We start from the raw sequence: 17,538 nt of genomic DNA, 5'->3' as shown, positions 1-17,538 counted from the left end.
CATCAGGGCGGGAAACCCTAACCGATTGAATCCAGATCTTTGATCAACTGATTGAGGTTGCCTTTGCGTGCATCCAGCAGGGCCCCGATCTCTGTTCTTTCGGTCAAAAGCAGGTTCACACCCTCGATGAACATGTTGAAGAACTTACCGCGGCCCGATTTATCGGAAACGAGGAACGTCACCTCGAACGGTGCCGAGCCGCGCAGTTTCACTGATGTTCTAACCTCGTAACCCGCTTTGATTTTGCGTGCATTGAGAACGGTAACTTCGCCACCGATGAACTCGCGGAAACGACGACCGTATTTGCGCGAGATGTAACCCTGAAACGCCTTGGTGAACTGACGCATCTGAGCATTGGACGCGCTGCGAGCTTCAACACCGAGCGCATAGCGGGCCATGATAGGCACATCACCGTATTCCACGAAGATCCGTTCGAAATCGCGCAGCATCGCGTTTTCGGATTTACCGGAATCGATAACGCGGGTGATGTCGGCGACCACTGAATTCACCAGCTGCGTGGCCTCTGCCTCAGTCAAAGCAAAGGCGGGAAGGGGCAGCAGTGTCGCCGCTAGACCAGCGAATGAGGTCGAAACAAATTGACGTCTGTTCAAAACATTATTCGGCATAGGGGTCCTCGTAAGGGTCTAGGAAAGGGTCCCTGACAGGGTCGGTGCCAATATCGGCATATGGGTCATCATATAGACCCAAATAGGAGTCTTCATCATCTCTCGCCAGTTCAAACCGACGATTTTGTAGATAAATCAGGCGCGCCTGGGCGTAGCTGTCTGCGCTGTCGTACAAAATCGAGTCGACCGTATCTGAAAACCGACCACGGTCGCCCATGCGTCTTACAACTTCGGCATAGACGCCCAAATTGTCGGCGGGCCGCACTGGGGTGAAGTTGATGGGATTCGAGAACAAATTGACGATTACGCCCACCGCGTCGCGAGTGGTTGAGGGACCATAGAAAGGCAGCTCGACATACGCGCCTTCCCCAAATCCCCAAACGTGAAGCGTTTCTCCGAAATCGGTATCCACAGGTGGCAGGTTCAATTCGTCAGCAGGCGCGGATAAGCCCAGGCCACCAACGGTCATGTTGATCACAAAGCGCAGAAGCGCGTTGCCCATCTGTTTGGGGTTGCCCTGCAACAGATAGTCAATCGCCTGCCCGGGCAGCGAGATGTTTTCCGCGAAGGTGCTAAAGCTGGTCACCATCGGATCCGGGACGATTTTGACATAGCCCTTTGACGCCGGGCGGAACAGAAACCGGTCAACACCCAGATTGAACTTATGAACCGAGCGGTTGGCGCCTTCGTAAGGGTCAAATACTTCGCCCCGAGCAGCTTCGTCTGCGGGTTGGCTGGCACAGGCAGACAAAAAGGTCGCGACGGACAGCACCATCAGGGTTTTCAGAAGACTGAGACGAGACACTGTTCCTGCCACTCCAAAAAAGCCCGGTCTTACGATGCCGGTCATTCAAACAATAATAGGCTTGCCGCGCAAAGGCGCAATCCGAGGTCACATAAACGTTCCAAGTGTGAATTGAAACTCCTTGCGTTTAACGCGTTTAAGGGTTTGTCGTAAAGTGAGACCAACTTGCAGCATCAAGAATGAGTGAACTCATGCTCAGAGTGTCACTTTGACGGCAGATTTGCATTTCCCGCTTTCCGATTAGGCGCTTCCCGGTTAGCGTCCGCCCGAGTCGAACTTGGCGAGGAAGAGGAACAAGACATGAGCATTGCAGCAAAACTGGAAAGCCTGGGCGTCAACTTGCCAGATGCGCCTGCTCCGGCGGCGAATTATGTGCCTTTCGTGCGCGTTGGGAACATCGTTTATGTCTCGGGCCAGATCTCGATGGATGGTGAACTCATCACAGGCAAGCTGGGCGACACGATGGATGTCGAGGCCGGTGCCTCAGCCGCAAGAACCTGTGCGATCAACCTGTTGGCTCAGGTTAAAGCGGCGTGTGGGGGTGACATCGACAAGCTGGTGCGTGTGATCAAACTGACCGGTTTTGTGAACTCGACCCCGGATTTCACCGCACAGCCTCAAGTCATCAACGGAGCCTCGGATTTTCTGGTCGAAGCGCTGGGCGAGTCCGGTCGCCATTCCCGTTCCGCTGTCAGCGCAGCAGCACTTCCATTGGGTGTGGCGGTTGAAATCGAAGGCATTTTCGAAGTCCAATGAGACCCGCGCTGCCAGAGGCCTTCCTCTCGGTACCGATTGCGCATCGTGCCTTGCACGATATCGAAAACGCGCGCCCGGAAAACAGCCGGACCGCAATCGAGGCTGCGATTGAGGCCGGATATGGGATTGAGATTGATCTGCAGCTGACCTCGGACGCGCAGGCAATGGTCTTTCACGACTATGACATGACGCGATTGACCGGCCAGCCTGGCCCGATCCAGCAAATCCCGGCACGGCAGGCGCAACAAACGGCCCTGCTGAAAGGGGACGGCGCGGGTATTCCCAGCCTGGAAGACGTGCTGACTCTTGTGGCGGGGCGCGTGCCGTTGCTGATCGAGCTTAAGGATCAGGACGGTGCGATGGGGCCGAATATCGGCGCGCTCGAGGCCGCGACGGTGCGGGCCCTGCAAGGGTATCAGGGGCCTGTGGCGCTGATGTCCTTCAACCCGCACAGTGTTGTCGAACTGGCCCGTCTGGCTCCGGACATCCCGCGCGGTATTGTGACGTGTTCCTATCAGCCCAAGGTCGAGCTGTTGCCTGAAGCCGTCTGTGACCACTTGCGTGGTATCCCGGATTTCGACCGGGCTCACGCGAGTTTCATCAGCCACGAGGCCAAAGATCTCTCGCGCCCGCGGGTGGCCGAGCTGAAGGCAAGAGGCGTTCCGATCCTGTGTTGGACGATCCGCTCGCCCGAAGAAGAGGCACAGGCGCGTCTGGTTGCCGATAATGTGACATTCGAAGGGTATCTGGCCGAACATTCGGCTTGAACCGATTTGCCTCGGCCACAGATAATAGCCAGGGCGTTGAGGGCACATGGATCAATCACAAGTCGAAGTTCGGATTCTGAGCTCGCTGTCGCAGATTTCGGCGGCGGACTGGGACAGTTGCGCCTGTCCCGAGGCCGCAGAGGGCGGACGCCCGCTGGATCCGTTTACAACGCACCGGTTTCTGATGGCGCTGGAAGAAAGCGGCTCGGTCGGGCGTGGCACCGGCTGGCAGCCGCAATATCTGACAGCCTATCTTGACGGGATGCTGATTGGCGCCGCACCGATGTATGCCAAAAGCCACAGTCAGGGTGAGTATATCTTCGATCACAGCTGGGCCCATGCCTATGAAAGCGCGGGTGGTCGCTACTATCCCAAGCTGCAAATAGCGGTGCCTTTTACACCCGCCACAGGACGACGCTTTCTGGTGCGACCGGGTTATGACGTGGTGGGCATGTCAGCGCTTGTGCAGGGCGCAGTGCAACTGGCGGCCGAGAACCAGGTTTCGTCGCTCCATGCCACGTTTTGCACCGAGGCCGAAGCGCTTGCGGGCGTGCAGATGGGGTTGATGCATCGCCAGTCGCAACAGTTTCATTGGTTGAACGAAGACTATGCCGATTTCGATGGTTTTTTGGCAGCGCTGTCGTCGCGCAAGCGGAAGAACATCCGAAAAGAGCGTAAACAGGCCCCCGCGTTTGGCGGCCAGATCCACACTCTGACCGGAGACGACCTGCGCCCAGAACACTGGGACGCGTTTTGGCGCTTTTACCAGGATACCGGTGCACGCAAATGGGGCGCGCCTTATCTGACGCGGCAATTCTTTGATATCGCCCATGAAACCATGGCCGAAGACATGGCTTTGGTGATTGCGGAACGCAACGGATATCCGGTTGCTGGCGCGCTGAACTTCATCGGGCGAGAAACCCTCTACGGTCGCTATTGGGGGTGCGTAGAACATCATCCCTGTCTGCATTTCGAACTGTGCTATTATCGGGCCATCGATTTCGCCATCGCCCAGGGCATGAAACGGGTCGAGGCCGGGGCGCAGGGCGAACACAAGCTGGCGCGGGGCTATTTGCCAACACTGACGCATAGCGTTCACTGGGTTGGTGACGCGGGATTTGCGGATGCGATCCGAAAATATCTGGACGCCGAAGCCCAAGCTGTGGGGGAAGAGATCGAAATCCTGACGGATTACGGCCCGTTTAGAAAGGCAAACCCGGAGGAACAGCAATGAGTGAACTCTTGTCGACCGAGGCGCGTGGCCCTTTGCTGGACCCGCTATTCAGAAATGGCTGGATGATGGTCGAAGACCGAGATGCCCTGACCAAGACCTTTACGTTCGATGATTTCGTTGACGCGTTCGGATGGATGACCCGAGTGGCGATCTGGGCCGAGAAGTGGAACCATCATCCCGAATGGTTCAACGTCTACAAGACGGTTGAGGTCACATTGTCCACCCACGATGTGGGTGGGTTGTCATCATTGGACGCCAAACTGGCACGCAAGATGGACGCGCTGGTTTAGTCGCGATCCGATTGTGACCCTTGCCCGCCGGCCAAGAGAGCAACCTGTGCCATTTGACGGAATTCAGCGGGTGTGACGGAGCCGCTGCTAACATCGATGTTGCCGGGTATGCGCGTGGTGCGATTTCCGATCGACCGTACACTGCGCGCACGGGGATCAATATCCAGGCACCGGGTTTCAAAACAGGTCAAGCCGCTGGGATTGATCTCGATCCGCGTTTGCCCGTCGGCACCGACAAAAGTCGGCGCCTGAGGCACGTCACAGGCTGCTAAACACAACACGGCCCCGAGGCCGATCCATTTGTTCATAATACACTCCCGTCAAAATACCGGGGCTCAATCCAGCCGGCCGTTTCCGTCTTGATCCGCTGCCTGAAAGTCAGCGTTCATCTGATTGTTGTATTCCTCACGAGAAATAACGCTGTCGTTGTTTCGGTCAACCTTTTGGAATTGCTTGATGTCCAGAAATTTTGTCGCTTCGGCCTGACCCAGCGTGCCGTTCTTGTCGTCATCCATTTCCTGAAACGCATAGTCGGAAAACGCGTCGAATTCGTCTTTGGACAGGAAGCCGTCATTGTTTGTGTCGATGGCCTTCAATTCGGCTTCGTTCAACTCGGCCGTTGTCTCGGCTGCGCCAGCGCTTGCAAGACCCAAAAACACCAGAATTGCGGTTGCGTATTTCATCCGGGTTCTCCTCAGCAAGCGTAACGTTGACCGCTGACCCCACCGGCAGCAGCGCCTGCGGCAGTCAGAATTGCTTTGCCGGATCCACCGCCGAACTGATTTCCAATCGCCCCGCCGATCAAAGCGCCGCCAAGCGTTCCGCTTAGGCATGCGATCTCGTGCTGACGCGCGGCTTGTTGCTGAGGGGTCGGGGCGGGCCCGCATGCGGCCAAGGTGCCAGCGCTGACCAGGCCAAACGCAATAAACTTGAGTTTCATTCGCGGTTCTCCGGTTTGCATCACTTTGATACTTGCATACCAAAGAACCGCTGCAAGTTAAATTTGCCGCGCCGCCGGGGCTTAGATTGACGCCAGCAGACCTTCGCCTGCCGAAATCTCACATGCGCCCGGGCTTTCTTCCAGGTTCAATGCAGTTACCCTGCCGTCTTCGACAAGCATCGCATAGCGCTTGGAGCGTGCGATCAACCCCGCAGGCGGTGCGTCAAAATCCATACCAATGGCTTTGGTGAATTCAGACGTCGCGTCGGCCAGCATAGTCAGACCCGCATCTGCAGCACCGGTCGCTTCGCCCCAGGCTTTCATGACAAAAGGATCGTTGACCGAGATGCAGATGATTTCATCAACGCCCTTTGCGTCAAACTGATCCTTCGTGCGGATAAAGCTGGGCACATGGGCCGAGTGGCACGTTGGGGTGAACGCGCCCGGAACAGCAAAGATCACCACTTTGCGTCCTTTGGTCTTGTCTGAAATCCGAACCTCTTCCGGCCCTTCTGCACCCAATTGGGTCAATGTGGCATCGGGAAGTGTGTCTCCACTGGAAATCATTATTCAGCTCCTGTTGTTTGGATTTGCAGAGTTGTGTTGCGACGCAATATAGGTGTTCCTGTGAATGAGACCACGTGAATTTGACAGGGTAAGAGACACATGAGCCATTTTGTTGTGATCGGGGCCGGACAGGCCGGAGCATCGCTGGTTGCCAGATTGCGCAAGGACGGGTTCGATGGCGAAATTACCCTGATCGGGGCCGAGCCTCATTTGCCCTATCAGCGCCCACCTTTGTCCAAGGCTTATCTGCTTGGTGAAATGGAGCTGGAGCGTCTGTTTCTGCGACCCGAAAGCTTTTACGCGGAAAACAACATCACCTTGCGCCTTGGTCAGCCCGTGACTGATATTGATCCGCAGGCCAAGACCGTGACCGTCGCGGGTGAGGTGATTTCCTATGACGAACTGGCGCTTACCACCGGGTCCGAGCCACGACGCCTGCCCGCTGCAATCGGTGGCGATCTGGAGGGCGTGCATGTGGTGCGCGATCTGGCCCATGTTGATGATATGGGTCCCTTTGTGACCGAAGGCGCCCGCGCCCTGATCGTGGGCGGTGGGTATATCGGGCTTGAGGCCGCAGCCGTCTGCGCCAAGCGTGGGGTCAGGGTGACGTTGGTCGAAATGGCAGATCGCATCCTTCAGCGCGTCGCGGCCCCGGAAACCAGCGATTTCTTCCGTACCCTGCATACGCAATATGGTGCTGATATCCGTGAGGGGGTCGGCTTGGACCATTTGGTTGGCCATGACGGCAAGGTCACCGGCGCTGTTCTTACCGATGGAACAGAGTTGGAAGTTGATCTTGTTGTTGTCGGTGTCGGCATCGTTCCTTCGACCGCTCTTGCCGAATTGGCCGGGCTGGAATTGGACAACGGGATCAAGACGGATGCCCATGGCCGTACCTCAGACCCGTCGATCTGGGCGGCGGGGGATTGCGCCTCATTTCCGCATAGAGAGGGACGCATTCGACTGGAAAGCGTGCCCAATGCCATCGATCAGGCTGAAATCGTGGCCCAGAACATGCTGGGTGCGGCCAAGGATTATGTGGCCACGCCCTGGTTCTGGTCGGATCAGTATGACGTCAAGTTACAAATCGCCGGGCTGAACACAGGTTATGATCGTGTCGTCACACGTCAGGGCGAGGGCCAGACCGTGTCGTTCTGGTACTATAGGGGTGACCAGTTGATTGCCGTTGATGCGATGAACGACCCTCGGGCCTATATGGTTGGCAAACGCCTGATCGACGCCAGTAAGACTGCTGATCCGGCGGTTGTGGCCGACCCCGACGCCGACCTTAAACCGCTGCTTAAAGCGTGAGGATCATCGCCGGAGACTTCCGTGGCCGCGCTTTGGCTTCGGTCGGCAAAGGCGACGCGGGCGCACATCTGCGCCCCACCACCGACCGGGTGCGCGAAAGCCTGTTCAATGTGTTGTCGCATCAGATCGAGTTTGATGGGCTGCGTGTGCTAGACCTGTTTGCGGGCACCGGAGCACTGGGGCTTGAGGCTTTGTCGCGGGGCGCGGAACATGTGACGTTCGTGGATGATGGGCGCGTGGCGCAGGGTCTGATCCGTAAGAATATCGACCTGACCCAAGCAGCGGACAGCACCAATCTACTGCGCCGCACTGCGCTGAAACTTGGTGACAACCCCGATGCGCCTTACGATCTGATCTTTCTGGATCCTCCTTATGGCAAGGGGCTGGGGCAGAAAGCGATCGCGGCCGCATTAACCGGGGGCTGGGTCGCAGGTGACGCCCTGATCGTATGGGAAGAAAACGCCCCGATGGCCGCCCCGCCGGGGTTTAATCTGCGCGATATTCGCAAATATGGCGATACCCATATCTCATTGATGTGGCGCGATGTTTCAGACTGAAACGGACACTGGCGATTTGTCGCTGTTTCTCAAATTGCCACAACGCCCAAGCTCGGTTAGGGCTGAGCGGTAACAGTTGGAGACCCCTCATGCATGATCTGGTGATTTTCGATTGCGACGGTGTTCTGGTGGACAGTGAGCCGATCACCAACCAAGTGCTGATCGCGAACCTCAACAGCTATGGGCTGAACCTGACCATCGACGATAGTTACCAGCTGTTTGTGGGCGGCACCATGCGAGGTGCAGGAGAGGTCGCGCGCCAGATGGGGGCGGACCTGCCCAAGGATTGGGTCGATCAGATCTATGCCGCTATCTATGGTCGTCTGCGCCAAGGCGTGACGGTGATGCCGGGTGTGCCTGATCTGTTGACCGCGCTGGACCAAAAAGAGGTGCCATTCTGCGTTGCCTCAAATGGCAGCCCCGAAAAGATGGGTATTACCCTGGGGCAAAACGACCTGCTGCATCGTTTCCAAGATGCGATGTTCTCGGCGCATGTGTTGAAGACTGCAAAACCCGATCCCGACCTGTTCCTGACCGCCGCACGTCATTTCGACGCCAGTGCGCCGGTCGTTATCGAAGACAGCGTCAGTGGTGTGACTGCCGCGATGCGCGCGAATATGCGCTGTTTGGCCTATGCGCCCGAGGGTGGAGGCGAGAAACTGGCGGATCTGGGGGCCGAGGTCTTTCGGGACATGGCCGAGGTGCCAGAACTTTTGGGGATTTGAACGACCCATGCTAAGCTGGGCACATGGACCGAGCTTTAACTCCGCCCTTCTGGGTGCCAGCACAAAAGACCGAGGCCGCCACAGGCCCCGAGCCCAAACCCCGGCGCGCGCCGGTATTCATCCATGATGCAGTCACGCCATGGGGGGCCGAGACGATGCTGTTGAAGGTTCTTCGGGATCAGGCTCTGGATCAGGACGAAGAATAGGTCGGGTGGTATTTGCCACCGGGTGACAAGGTAAAGATCTCGACCCCGTCCGCTGTCACACCCACCGAATGCTCGAACTGTGCCGATAGAGATTTGTCCCGGGTCACCGCCGTCCAGTCATCGGCCAGCGTCTTGGTTTCCGGGCGGCCCAGATTGACCATCGGCTCGATGGTAAAGAACATGCCTTCTTCCAGAACCGCGCCAGTGCCCGGGCGACCGTAATGCAGCACATTGGGCGGTGCGTGGAACACACGACCCAGCCCGTGGCCGCAGAAATCGCGCACGACGCTCATACGATGGGCCTCGACATAGGCCTGAATTGCGTGGCCGATATCACCGAACGTATTGCCGGGTTTGACCATCTCGATGCCTTTGAACAGCGCATCATGGGTCACTTGGATCAACCGCTCGGCCTTGCGTGGCAGCTTGCCAGCCACATACATGCGCGACGTGTCGCCAAACCAGCCGTCGACGATTACGGTCACGTCGATATTCAGAATATCGCCATCTTTCAGACGCTTGTCCCCGGGGATGCCGTGACACACCACATGGTTCACGCTGATACAGCTGGCGTGTTCATAACCCTTGTACCCGATCGTGGCCGAGGTCGCTCCGGCCTCTTCCACCATCTGAGTGATGATCCCGTCAATCGCGCCAGTGGTCTGGCCGGGAAAGACGTAATCGGCAATATCATCCAGAATGCGCGCCGCCAGAGCCCCTGCCGCGTGCATCCCGGCAAAGTCACCCTGTTCATAGATGCGGATACCGTCCTTCGTCAGACGGCCACGATGCTCTTTCATCGACGCTTGGCTCCAATTGTTGCGCGCAATGAGCTATTTACGCTGCTTGCGCAGAAAGTTCCAGAGGGCGCAGAGTCGCGGTGTATTTCTACCGTTTACATGGCGTTAGAGACCATTTGTTCAAGGTTTTCGCCGGATACGGTCAAAACACATTACGGCGAATTGAACGTGTTCACGCGACCAGTAGCGATGGGTCAAACCAAATGTCTTCATATGAACCGTCTGTCAAAAATCGCCATCCGGGTGGTAGCAGTAGAAATTTGAGCGCCAACGCGCATCTCTCTTTCAGATGCGAAACGTGCATCGGTAAAAAGAAATTCTCCGCCTGCGAAAGCTCAGTTCCTCCCCAAATGTACCATCCCGTGGTGTCTTTTACATCCAGATGCCGCAACCCATTAAGTGGTAGTTCACCATCGAGTGCAGATCGCGAGATGCCGACCTTGAGTTCTGGTGGACATGCGTAGGGCTTAGCCCCAACCTTTTCACACAACTTAATTTGAACGTGCCGCACAGGTTTGCTCATGCAATATCAAGAGTTCAGTTTCCAAAAATATTTGCCCATGACATCAATTCTTGTTCATTTGGAAGTCTATTCAGAAAAACTGTCTGACACTACCCAAACCCCCTCGGGTGAAATGCGCGTGCCGCACACCATCCGCTCGACCCCGGTTGCTGCGTCGAAAGCCGCCGCATAGGCCGGGTCGATATCTGCGGCCAGCGCGAAGCGGTCACAATCGGTGCGCTGCACAAGATACAACATGATCGCGCGGTGGCCTTGCGCAGCCATTTTGGCCAGTTCACCCAGATGTTTGGTGCCGCGGGCGGTGACGCTGTCGGGGAACTCGGCCAAACCGGGCTGGCGCGACAGGGTGACGCTTTTGACCTCGACATAGGCGTCCGGCAGACCCGGTTGGGTCAGCAGGAAATCAACGCGGCTGTTTTCGCCGTATTTCACCTCGGCCCGCACGGTTTCATAGGCAGCCAGTTCGGGGATCTGCCCTGCCTCAAGCGCGATGCGTAGCGCGCGGTTTGGCACTGAGGTGTCGACACCGGTGAAATGCCCGTTTTCGTGATCGACCAGGCGCCAGCCATACTTCAGCTTTTTCCTGGGGTCATCATTGGGCTCCAGCCAGATCTTCTGCCCCGTTTCCGCCAGCCCCATCATGCTGCCGGGATTGGCGCAATGGGCGGTCACCTCGCGTCCGTCCTCCAACGTGCAATCGGCCAGAAAGCGTTTATAGCGGCGGATCAGTCGGGCGGGGACAAGGGGGGTTTCAAATCGCATGGCCAAGGGCCTATACCTGCCCAAACAGCCGATCAAGAGGAGACAGCGCCATGGCCAATCCAACCGCAGCCATGCTGGTCATCGGTGACGAAATCCTGTCGGGCCGGACCCGCGACGCGAACATGCATTTTCTGGCGCAGGAACTGACCAAGCAGGGGATCGATCTGAAAGAGGTTCGGATTGTCTCGGACGACGCAGCCGCAATCGAAAACGCGGTTCGGGCGCTGTCAGAAGCGTATGATCACGTCTTTACCAGCGGCGGTATCGGGCCCACCCATGACGACATCACCGCAGATTGCATCGCCCGTGCTTTTGAAACCCCAATTGATGTCCGCGCCGATGCGCGTGCGCTGCTTGAGGCGCATTATGCAAAGTCGGGATCAGAGTTGAATGAGGCCAGATTGCGCATGGCGCGTATTCCCGACGGCGCCGAGTTGATCGAGAATCCGGTCTCGACCGCGCCGGGCTTTACCATCGCCAATGTCCATGTGATGGCCGGAGTCCCATCGGTGTTCCAAGCCATGGTTGCCAGTGTTCTGCCCAAGCTGACCGGTGGCAGCCCGCTTATGTCTCAGACCCTGCGGGTGGATCGGGGCGAGGGCGATATCGCCGCGACGCTGGGCAGCCTTGCCGACGATTTTCCGGATCTGTCGATTGGGTGTTACCCCTTTCAGGTCAACGGCGTTTTCGGCGCAAACGTTGTGGTCAGAGGTGTCGAAGGTGCGCGCATCGACGCTGCAATCACGCGACTGGCGAAAGATCTTGAGCTTTGAGTAAAGACTGGTCGAAAATCGTTGACGGCACCTGGCCTGCGGCTGAATTCATCCAAGACGGCCCCTTCCGACTGCGCCGTGGTGAGGGCGGTGGGTCGCGTGTTTCGGCGGCCAGTCGGATCGGTGCGTTCTCAGAAGCAGACATAGACGCCGCGGAACAGGCCATGCTGGGCATGGGCCAAAAACGCTTGTTTTGTGTCTGGCCCGGGGATGAAGCGCTGGACGAACAGCTGGCTATTCGCGGCTATGAGGTTCTGGACCCGGTGAATATCTATTCATGCCCGGTTGAACACCTTACCGATGTACCGATCCCGCGCGTTACCGTTTTCACGTTGTGGGAGCCTCTGGCGATCATGCGAGAGATCTGGGCGCGGGGCGGGATTGGCCCTGCACGTCTGGCTGTGATGGATCGGGCAGCCGGCCCCAAAACGGGTCTTTTGATACGGCATAAGGATCAACCCGCTGGAACCGGTTTTGTGGCAGCTCAAGATGGGGTTGCGATGGTACATGCGCTGGAAATCCTATCTGACCATCGCCGCCAGGGTTTGGGCAAATGGGCCATGCGTGCTGCGGCCTTTTGGGCGCTGGAGAACGGGGCCAAAACCCTAAGCGTGATCTGTACACAGGAAAATGTTGGGGCCAACGGTCTGTACAGTTCGCTTGGGATGGAGTTGGTTGGAACCTATCACTACCGCTTGCAGGTCTAAGGAGGGCATATGAAACAAGACACAATGCCGACGGCGCTGAACCTGCCGATGGTCGATCCTTTGCCTCCGGAAACACAAAAATACTTCGACATCTGTGTCGAAAAACTTGGGATGGTGCCGAACGTATTGCGCGCCTATGCCTTTGATATCGAAAAGCTAAATGCTTTTACGGCGATGTATAACGATTTGATGCTGGCCGAAAGCGGGTTGTCCAAACTGGAACGCGAGATGATTGCGGTTGTCGTCTCGTCCCTCAACAGATGCTTTTACTGTTTGGTTGCGCATGGGGCGGCTGTCCGTCAACTGTCTGGCGAACCGGAATTGGGTGAAATGCTGGTGATGAACTACAAAATCGCCCCGCTGAACCCTCGTCACCGCGCGATGCTGGATTTTGCGGCGAAAATGACCACATCCAGCGCGTCGGTTGAAGAGTCGGACCGACAGAGCCTGCGCGATGCCGGTTTCAGCGATCGCGACATCTGGGATATTGCCAATGTGGCGGGCTTTTTTAACATGACCAATCGTGTCGCCAGTGCAACGGCGATGGTCCCGAACCCAGAGTATCACGCACAATTCAGATGATCCGCTTTCTTCTTTTATGTTTTGCGCTTTTGGCGAAACCGGTTCTGGCACAGGATCTGACCTTGCCGTCCAGCGCTCGCCAAGTGTCGGATCGCACCAGCACGTTGGACAGCTATGACTTGCCCACAGGTGTTTTTTCTGACGGCCAAATCCCTGTGCGCCGGGTCGAGGGCCGGGTCGAACGCCTGACATGGCGCTTGCAGGCGGGTGCCAGCACAACACTGCAATTACTGGCGCCATTGCGGGATCAATTGATCGCGCAAGGCTATGAGATTCTGTTCGAATGCGAAGCGCGTGAATGCGGTGGGTTTGATTTTCGCTTTGCTACCGAGGTTGTACCGACGCCAGATATGTATGTGGCCATCCAGGATTATCGCTTTCTGTCTGCTGCCCTCGGGGACGATGTGCTGAGCCTTTTGGTCAGTCGCAACCCGCCTGACGGGTACTTGCAAATGATCCGGGTGACCCCTGTGGATGCTCCGTCTACGCCAGCGCTGGTGATTGAAGAAACCGTGGACGGATCGCAAGGTCTGTTGGCTGATCTGATCCGTGATGGTCACGTCATACTGGCCGATCTGCATTTTCCAACTGGCGAGTTTTCCCTGGGTGAGGGCCCATTCAAGTCGCTTGAACTGCTGTCGAACTATCTGTCCGACAATCCCGATGTGCGTTTGGCTTTGGTCGGGCATACGGATGATACTGGTGACTTGCAGGCCAATATCACCGTCAGCACGGAACGGGCCCAAGCGGTGCGGACGCGGCTGATCGAAACCTATGGGATTGACGGAAACCGGGTGGAAGCGCGCGGCGCGGGCTATCTGGCCCCTATCACATCAAACGCTACCCCCGAAGGACGTGACACCAACCGCCGTGTCGAGGCGGTATTGCTGATTAACTGACCAACTTGCGCTGGCCAAAAAAAACCCGCGCAAGTAAGCGCGGGTTGTGAGGTGCCACAGGGAGAATTCTACCAGTTCATCGGGCCCTTTTCATTGAAGGACTCGACAAGAAAATCAATGAAAGCCCGGACTTTGGGCTGCGTAAAGCGGCCGGGCGGGTATACGGCGTAGATGCCTTGCACTTCGTCCGGCAAAGTCGGCATCGCGTCCACAACTTCACCCGCTTTCAATGCATCGGCATAAAGATAGCTGGGCAGATAAGCGATACCGAGCCCCGAGATTGCTGCGTTCAACAGTGATTGGCCATCATTCACGCTCAGCCAGCCCGCCGTGCGCACTTGGCGCTTTTCACCCGACGGAGCTGTCAGTCTCCAGACATTGCCAGAAGACTGGCTGGAATAATGCAGCAGCTTGTGCTCGTTCAACTCGTCAATCTTTTGCGGGCGACCAAACTGTTCGATATAGCTGGGTGCCGCGACCATACGTTTGACCGTTTCGGTCAGCTTGCGGGCACGCAGCGTGCTGTCATCCAACTCACCAATGCGCACCGCCACGTCAAACCCTTCCGAGATCAGCTCAACGTAACGGTTGTTCAGCACCATGTTCACTGTGATGTCGGGATAGGCAGACAAAAAGCCCGACAAGACCGGTGACAGGTGGTTTACCCCAAAATCCGTGGCAACACTGATCCGCAACAGACCCGAAGGGGCCGATTGCATCGATGTCACCATCGCATCTGCTTCGCCTGCGTCGTTCAACACCCGCCGCGCTCGATCATAATACGCCAATCCGATCTCCGTCGGTGACACCCGACGTGTTGTCCGGTTTAACAGGCGTGCGCCCAGCCGTGCTTCCAGGCTCGACACGTGCTTCGACACGGCCGATTTGGAGATTCCCATCTTTTTCGCCGCGTCGGTGAAGCCACCCTGGTCCACCACGTTGGAAAAGGCCTCCATTTCGGTCAGTCTGTCCATACTCTCATTCCCAGGTCTTCTTTTCGATGATCACATTTGCGTACAATCTGGGCGAGAACTTGGCAGACATGGGATAATATAAGGGTTTTAATTCTGATCGTTTGCGCTTGGGAAACGAGGAAACAGTCTTAATTCTCAGGCCAGATCGATGCCAATCACCTTATTTTCAAGGTACTTATCGATTTGTGTTATGATGCAGACGGCAAATTTATGGCCTTGGGAGGGAAATATGACACTCAGATCAATCGCAGTTGCCTTATGCGCGTCTGCCACATTTGCAATGGCGGGCGGACCAACGCCTTCGAACCCGGACGCTATTGTTTATTTCGCCAATCTCGCGGATGGCGACACGGTTTCATCGCCGGTCACAGTGGTCTTTGGGCTAAAGGGCATGGGTGTGGCGCCCGCCGGGACCGAGGTCGAAAACACCGGCCACCACCACCTGCTGATCAACCGCCCCCCGATTGGGCAAGGTGAAGACGGTGCAGATGAGCTGGCCTATGGCCTGCCAGCAGACGACAATCACGTCCACTTTGGAGGCGGGCAGACCGAAGTGACACTAGACCTACCGCCCGGTGAGCACACATTGCAATTGGTGCTGGGCGACGCGGGCCACGTCCCACACTCCCCGCCGATTGTCTCCGAGGTGATCACGGTCGCGGTGGAGTAGGGCGCTTCTTTGCTGGGGTCAGACCATCAAAAACCCGCCGCCAGCCGGGTGCCCTGATTGATTGCGCGTTTGGCGTCCAGTTCGGCGGCGACGTCTGCGCCTCCGATCACATGGGGGGTGATGCCGCGTTCGATCAGTGCATCTGCCAGACTGCGATCCGAGATCTGACCGGCGCAGAGCACGATCGTGTCAGCTGCGATCAATGTCGGGTCTGCGCGTTCTTCGCCAAAGCTGACATGCAGGCCGTCCTGGTCGATGCGTTCATAGTTCACACCGCCAACGAAATTGACGTTCTTCATCTTCAAGGTAGCGCGGTGAATCCAGCCGGTTGTTTTGCCCAGCCCTTTGCCATGCGCCTGTTTCTTGCGTTGCAACAGCGTGACCTGACGCGCCGGGGCGGCGGGTTGAGGGCCTTCGGGCGCAAGGCCCGAGCGGTGCTGTTCTGGATCGGTCACGCCCCATTCCTTCATCCATAGCGGCAGGTCGGTTGTGGCGCTGTGGCCTTCTTCCAACAGGAATTCCGAAACGTCAAACCCGATTCCCCCTGCGCCAACTACAGCGACGGTTTTGCCCACCTCGGCCTTGCCGCGCAGTACGTCGACATAGCTGAGAACATTGTCACTGTCCTGCCCCGGAATAGCCGGATCGCGGGGGGTGACGCCGGTGGCAATCACCACCTCGTCAAAGCCGGTCAGGTCATCTGCCGCGACCTCGCGGTTCAGTTCCACCTGAACGCCGAGATCCTCCATCATAGTGCGGTACCAATCGACCAGACCCCAGAACTCTTCCTTGCCGGGCACCTGTTTGGCCATGTTCAGCTGACCACCGATCTCGGCGGCGCGGTCAAACAAGGTAACGCGGTGGCCGCGCTGAGCTGCGGTCATTGCTGTTGACAGGCCTGCTGGACCAGCGCCGACAATGGCGACGATTTTGGGGGTATCAGCCTTTTCGATGACCAACTCCGTCTCGTGGCAGGCGCGCGGATTGACCAGGCAAGAGGTCAGCTTGCCGCTGAACGTGTGATCCAGGCAGGCCTGATTGCAAGCGATGCAAGGCGCAATCTGCGCAGACTGCCCTGCGATGGCTTTGTTCACAAAGTCCGCATCCGCCAGCATTGGTCGGGCCAGCGACACCATATCGGCGCATCCGGTTGACAGAACCTCTTCGGCGACTTCGGGCGTGTTGATCCGGTTTGAGGTGATTACTGGAATCCCAACCTTGCCCATCAGCTTTTTGGTCACCCATGCAAAAGCCGCGCGCGGGACGCTGGTGGCAATGGTGGGGATCCGCGCCTCATGCCAGCCGATGCCGGTGTTGATGATCGTCGCGCCAGCCGCTTCGATCCGTTGCGCCAGTTCGACGACTTCTTCATGGGTCGAGCCATTGGGCACCAAATCGATCATCGACAGACGGTAAATGATGATGAAATCGGTGCCGACGGCCTCGCGCGTGCGGCGCACAACCTCGATGGGCAGGCGCATCCGGTTTTCGTATGATCCGCCCCAGCGATCCTCTCGCTTATTCGTATGGGTGACAAGGAACTGGTTCAGAAAATACCCCTCGGACCCCATGATCTCGACCCCGTCATAACCCGCCTTCTGGGCCAGCCGGGCTGCGTTCACGATGTCGCTGATCTGCTTTTCGATCCCGTCTTCGTCTAATTCATTTGGTGGAAAAGGTGAGATCGGAGATTTCACCGGGCTGGGGGCCACGCATTTGGGGCCGTAGGCATAACGTCCGGCATGAAGGATTTGCATCGCGATCTTGCCACCGGCCTGATGTACGCGGTCGGTCACGATGGAATGGTTCGCGACGTCCTTGTCCGAGGTCATCATCGCCGCCCCCGTCAGCACAGAGCCTTCCAGATTGGGACCAATCCCGCCCGTGACCATCAGCGCCACGCCACCGCGTGCCCGGTCGGCATAGAACTCGGCCACGCGGTTCCAGTCGCCGGTTTCCTCAAGCCCCGTATGCATCGACCCCATCAACACGCGGTTTTTCAGCGTGGTAAAGCCCAGATCCAGTGGGGCCAGCATGTTCGGGTACGCAGTCATCGTGAAACTC

Annotated in this window: 24 protein-coding genes; 13 read left to right on the top strand and 11 right to left on the bottom strand. The window is 57.4% G+C overall.

All coding sequences use genetic code 11. The features are described from left to right. Positions 1-17 precede the first annotated feature (17 nt). Positions 18-626 (bottom strand): phospholipid-binding protein MlaC, encoded by a 609-nt coding sequence (locus GOW40_RS08130; RefSeq protein ID WP_171131928.1) that lies wholly within the window; start codon positions 624-626, stop codon positions 18-20. After that, positions 616-1,401 carry a VacJ family lipoprotein gene (locus tag GOW40_RS08125; protein WP_171101707.1) on the bottom strand — a complete coding sequence of 262 codons (786 nt, stop codon included), beginning with the start codon at positions 1,399-1,401 and terminating at the stop codon, positions 616-618. The genes GOW40_RS08130 and GOW40_RS08125 overlap by 11 nt, the downstream gene beginning before the upstream one ends. A gap of 330 nt (positions 1,402-1,731) precedes the next feature. On the opposite strand from GOW40_RS08125, the gene GOW40_RS08120 reads away from it, so the two are divergent. From GOW40_RS08120 to GOW40_RS08105, 4 genes are read left to right on the top strand one after another with little or no spacing between them, the layout of a single operon-like run. Next, positions 1,732-2,187 carry a RidA family protein gene (locus GOW40_RS08120; protein WP_171131930.1) on the top strand — a complete coding sequence of 152 codons (456 nt, stop codon included), beginning with the start codon at positions 1,732-1,734 and terminating at the stop codon, positions 2,185-2,187. Then, positions 2,184-2,954 (top strand): glycerophosphodiester phosphodiesterase family protein, encoded by a 771-nt coding sequence (locus GOW40_RS08115; RefSeq protein WP_171131932.1) that lies wholly within the window; start codon positions 2,184-2,186, stop codon positions 2,952-2,954. The genes GOW40_RS08120 and GOW40_RS08115 overlap by 4 nt, the downstream gene beginning before the upstream one ends. Positions 2,955-3,000: 46 nt before the next feature. Then, positions 3,001-4,188: a GNAT family N-acetyltransferase gene (locus tag GOW40_RS08110; RefSeq protein WP_171230926.1), complete on the top strand. Its 1,188-nt coding sequence runs from the start codon at positions 3,001-3,003 to the stop codon at positions 4,186-4,188. Further along, positions 4,185-4,478, top strand: coding sequence for a 4a-hydroxytetrahydrobiopterin dehydratase (locus GOW40_RS08105; protein ID WP_171101625.1), 294 nt, complete (start codon positions 4,185-4,187; stop codon positions 4,476-4,478). Before GOW40_RS08110 ends, GOW40_RS08105 begins: the two co-directional genes overlap by 4 nt. On the opposite strand, the gene GOW40_RS08100 is transcribed toward GOW40_RS08105, so the two are convergent. The 4 genes from GOW40_RS08100 to GOW40_RS08085 all read right to left on the bottom strand — a co-directional run bounded on the left by GOW40_RS08100 (position 4,475) and on the right by GOW40_RS08085 (position 5,985). Continuing rightward, positions 4,475-4,786 (bottom strand): hypothetical protein, encoded by a 312-nt coding sequence (locus GOW40_RS08100; protein WP_171131935.1) that lies wholly within the window; start codon positions 4,784-4,786, stop codon positions 4,475-4,477. The genes GOW40_RS08105 and GOW40_RS08100 overlap by 4 nt on opposite strands. A 27-nt stretch (positions 4,787-4,813) precedes the next feature. Continuing rightward, a complete protein-coding gene (locus GOW40_RS08095; RefSeq protein WP_171131937.1) occupies positions 4,814-5,161 on the bottom strand; it encodes an EF-hand domain-containing protein in 348 nt (115 codons plus the stop codon). Between the two features lie 11 nt (positions 5,162-5,172). Then, entirely contained in the window at positions 5,173-5,418 is a 246-nt protein-coding gene (locus GOW40_RS22375; protein ID WP_171101622.1) for a glycine zipper 2TM domain-containing protein, read from the bottom strand. Positions 5,419-5,499: 81 nt separating this feature from the next. Then, positions 5,500-5,985: a peroxiredoxin gene (locus tag GOW40_RS08085; protein ID WP_171101621.1), complete on the bottom strand. Its 486-nt coding sequence runs from the start codon at positions 5,983-5,985 to the stop codon at positions 5,500-5,502. Positions 5,986-6,084: 99 nt separating this feature from the next. Between GOW40_RS08085 and GOW40_RS08080 the strand changes: the two genes are divergently transcribed. From GOW40_RS08080 to GOW40_RS08065, 4 genes are all read left to right on the top strand, one after another. Beyond that, positions 6,085-7,296, top strand: coding sequence for an NAD(P)/FAD-dependent oxidoreductase (locus GOW40_RS08080; protein ID WP_171131939.1), 1,212 nt, complete (start codon positions 6,085-6,087; stop codon positions 7,294-7,296). Next, entirely contained in the window at positions 7,293-7,853 is a 561-nt protein-coding gene (gene rsmD, locus GOW40_RS08075; protein ID WP_171131941.1) for a 16S rRNA (guanine(966)-N(2))-methyltransferase RsmD, read from the top strand. Before GOW40_RS08080 ends, rsmD begins: the two co-directional genes overlap by 4 nt. An 89-nt stretch (positions 7,854-7,942) precedes the next feature. Then, positions 7,943-8,578 carry an HAD family phosphatase gene (locus GOW40_RS08070; RefSeq protein ID WP_171131943.1) on the top strand — a complete coding sequence of 212 codons (636 nt, stop codon included), beginning with the start codon at positions 7,943-7,945 and terminating at the stop codon, positions 8,576-8,578. 23 nt (positions 8,579-8,601) lie between these two features. Continuing rightward, a complete protein-coding gene (locus tag GOW40_RS08065; protein ID WP_171101617.1) occupies positions 8,602-8,784 on the top strand; it encodes a hypothetical protein in 183 nt (60 codons plus the stop codon). On the opposite strand, the gene map is transcribed toward GOW40_RS08065, so the two are convergent. The 3 genes from map to sfsA all read right to left on the bottom strand — a co-directional run bounded on the left by map (position 8,769) and on the right by sfsA (position 10,869). Then, on the bottom strand, positions 8,769-9,584 hold the full coding sequence (gene map / locus GOW40_RS08060) for a type I methionyl aminopeptidase (protein WP_171131945.1): 816 nt from the start codon (positions 9,582-9,584) through the stop codon (positions 8,769-8,771). The genes GOW40_RS08065 and map overlap by 16 nt on opposite strands. A 172-nt stretch (positions 9,585-9,756) precedes the next feature. Continuing rightward, a complete protein-coding gene (locus tag GOW40_RS08055) occupies positions 9,757-10,107 on the bottom strand; it encodes a hypothetical protein (RefSeq protein ID WP_171131947.1) in 351 nt (116 codons plus the stop codon). A gap of 66 nt (positions 10,108-10,173) precedes the next feature. Next, positions 10,174-10,869, bottom strand: coding sequence for a DNA/RNA nuclease SfsA (gene sfsA / locus GOW40_RS08050; protein WP_171131949.1), 696 nt, complete (start codon positions 10,867-10,869; stop codon positions 10,174-10,176). Between the two features lie 50 nt (positions 10,870-10,919). On the opposite strand from sfsA, the gene GOW40_RS08045 reads away from it, so the two are divergent. The 4 genes from GOW40_RS08045 to GOW40_RS08030 are packed head-to-tail and all read left to right on the top strand — an operon-like array spanning position 10,920 to position 13,830. Beyond that, a complete protein-coding gene (locus GOW40_RS08045) occupies positions 10,920-11,642 on the top strand; it encodes a molybdopterin-binding protein (RefSeq protein WP_171131951.1) in 723 nt (240 codons plus the stop codon). Further along, positions 11,639-12,349 (top strand): GNAT family N-acetyltransferase, encoded by a 711-nt coding sequence (locus GOW40_RS08040; RefSeq protein ID WP_171131953.1) that lies wholly within the window; start codon positions 11,639-11,641, stop codon positions 12,347-12,349. The genes GOW40_RS08045 and GOW40_RS08040 overlap by 4 nt, the downstream gene beginning before the upstream one ends. 9 nt (positions 12,350-12,358) lie before the next feature. After that, entirely contained in the window at positions 12,359-12,931 is a 573-nt protein-coding gene (locus GOW40_RS08035) for a peroxidase-related enzyme (RefSeq protein WP_171131955.1), read from the top strand. Then, positions 12,928-13,830 carry an OmpA family protein gene (locus GOW40_RS08030; protein ID WP_171131957.1) on the top strand — a complete coding sequence of 301 codons (903 nt, stop codon included), beginning with the start codon at positions 12,928-12,930 and terminating at the stop codon, positions 13,828-13,830. Before GOW40_RS08035 ends, GOW40_RS08030 begins: the two co-directional genes overlap by 4 nt. Positions 13,831-13,898: 68 nt before the next feature. Here the strand turns inward: GOW40_RS08030 and GOW40_RS08025 are convergent, their stop codons facing one another. Further along, complete coding sequence (locus GOW40_RS08025; RefSeq protein WP_171101609.1) at positions 13,899-14,804, bottom strand: LysR family transcriptional regulator; 906 nt, start codon at positions 14,802-14,804, stop codon at positions 13,899-13,901. Between the two features lie 229 nt (positions 14,805-15,033). Between GOW40_RS08025 and GOW40_RS08020 the strand changes: the two genes are divergently transcribed. Continuing rightward, entirely contained in the window at positions 15,034-15,474 is a 441-nt protein-coding gene (locus GOW40_RS08020) for a DUF4399 domain-containing protein (RefSeq protein ID WP_171101608.1), read from the top strand. A gap of 26 nt (positions 15,475-15,500) precedes the next feature. Here GOW40_RS08020 and GOW40_RS08015 read toward each other — a convergent pair whose 3' ends face one another. Further along, the gene (locus GOW40_RS08015; RefSeq protein ID WP_171136611.1) at positions 15,501-17,528 is read right to left on the bottom strand and encodes an NADPH-dependent 2,4-dienoyl-CoA reductase; all 2,028 of its coding nucleotides are present in this window, start codon (positions 17,526-17,528) and stop codon (positions 15,501-15,503) included. Positions 17,529-17,538: the final 10 nt, after the last annotated feature.

Source organism: Ruegeria sp. HKCCA6707, assembly GCF_013033515.1.
Classification (GTDB): Bacteria; Pseudomonadota; Alphaproteobacteria; order Rhodobacterales; family Rhodobacteraceae; genus Ruegeria.
Note: the sequence above shows the minus strand (reverse complement) of the source record. Positions and strands in the feature narration are given on the sequence as shown.

Coding starts and splice junctions, on each gene's coding strand:
- GOW40_RS08120 (WP_171131930.1), top strand. CDS start 1,732: ATGAGCATTGCAGCAAAACTGGAAAGCCTGGGCGTCAACTTGCCAGAT.
- GOW40_RS08095 (WP_171131937.1), bottom strand. CDS start 5,161: ATGAAATACGCAACCGCAATTCTGGTGTTTTTGGGTCTTGCAAGCGCT.
- GOW40_RS08105 (WP_171101625.1), top strand. CDS start 4,185: ATGAGTGAACTCTTGTCGACCGAGGCGCGTGGCCCTTTGCTGGACCCG.
- GOW40_RS08030 (WP_171131957.1), top strand. CDS start 12,928: ATGATCCGCTTTCTTCTTTTATGTTTTGCGCTTTTGGCGAAACCGGTT.
- GOW40_RS08065 (WP_171101617.1), top strand. CDS start 8,602: ATGGACCGAGCTTTAACTCCGCCCTTCTGGGTGCCAGCACAAAAGACC.
- GOW40_RS08045 (WP_171131951.1), top strand. CDS start 10,920: ATGGCCAATCCAACCGCAGCCATGCTGGTCATCGGTGACGAAATCCTG.
- GOW40_RS08035 (WP_171131955.1), top strand. CDS start 12,359: ATGAAACAAGACACAATGCCGACGGCGCTGAACCTGCCGATGGTCGAT.
- GOW40_RS08055 (WP_171131947.1), bottom strand. CDS start 10,107: ATGAGCAAACCTGTGCGGCACGTTCAAATTAAGTTGTGTGAAAAGGTT.
- GOW40_RS08025 (WP_171101609.1), bottom strand. CDS start 14,804: ATGGACAGACTGACCGAAATGGAGGCCTTTTCCAACGTGGTGGACCAG.
- GOW40_RS08085 (WP_171101621.1), bottom strand. CDS start 5,985: ATGATTTCCAGTGGAGACACACTTCCCGATGCCACATTGACCCAATTG.
- GOW40_RS08015 (WP_171136611.1), bottom strand. CDS start 17,528: ATGACTGCGTACCCGAACATGCTGGCCCCACTGGATCTGGGCTTTACC.
- map (WP_171131945.1), bottom strand. CDS start 9,584: ATGAAAGAGCATCGTGGCCGTCTGACGAAGGACGGTATCCGCATCTAT.
- GOW40_RS08100 (WP_171131935.1), bottom strand. CDS start 4,786: ATGAACAAATGGATCGGCCTCGGGGCCGTGTTGTGTTTAGCAGCCTGT.
- GOW40_RS08115 (WP_171131932.1), top strand. CDS start 2,184: ATGAGACCCGCGCTGCCAGAGGCCTTCCTCTCGGTACCGATTGCGCAT.
- GOW40_RS08020 (WP_171101608.1), top strand. CDS start 15,034: ATGACACTCAGATCAATCGCAGTTGCCTTATGCGCGTCTGCCACATTT.
- GOW40_RS08125 (WP_171101707.1), bottom strand. CDS start 1,401: ATGGTGCTGTCCGTCGCGACCTTTTTGTCTGCCTGTGCCAGCCAACCC.
- GOW40_RS22375 (WP_171101622.1), bottom strand. CDS start 5,418: ATGAAACTCAAGTTTATTGCGTTTGGCCTGGTCAGCGCTGGCACCTTG.
- sfsA (WP_171131949.1), bottom strand. CDS start 10,869: ATGCGATTTGAAACCCCCCTTGTCCCCGCCCGACTGATCCGCCGCTAT.
- GOW40_RS08130 (WP_171131928.1), bottom strand. CDS start 626: ATGCCGAATAATGTTTTGAACAGACGTCAATTTGTTTCGACCTCATTC.
- GOW40_RS08070 (WP_171131943.1), top strand. CDS start 7,943: ATGCATGATCTGGTGATTTTCGATTGCGACGGTGTTCTGGTGGACAGT.
- GOW40_RS08110 (WP_171230926.1), top strand. CDS start 3,001: ATGGATCAATCACAAGTCGAAGTTCGGATTCTGAGCTCGCTGTCGCAG.
- GOW40_RS08080 (WP_171131939.1), top strand. CDS start 6,085: ATGAGCCATTTTGTTGTGATCGGGGCCGGACAGGCCGGAGCATCGCTG.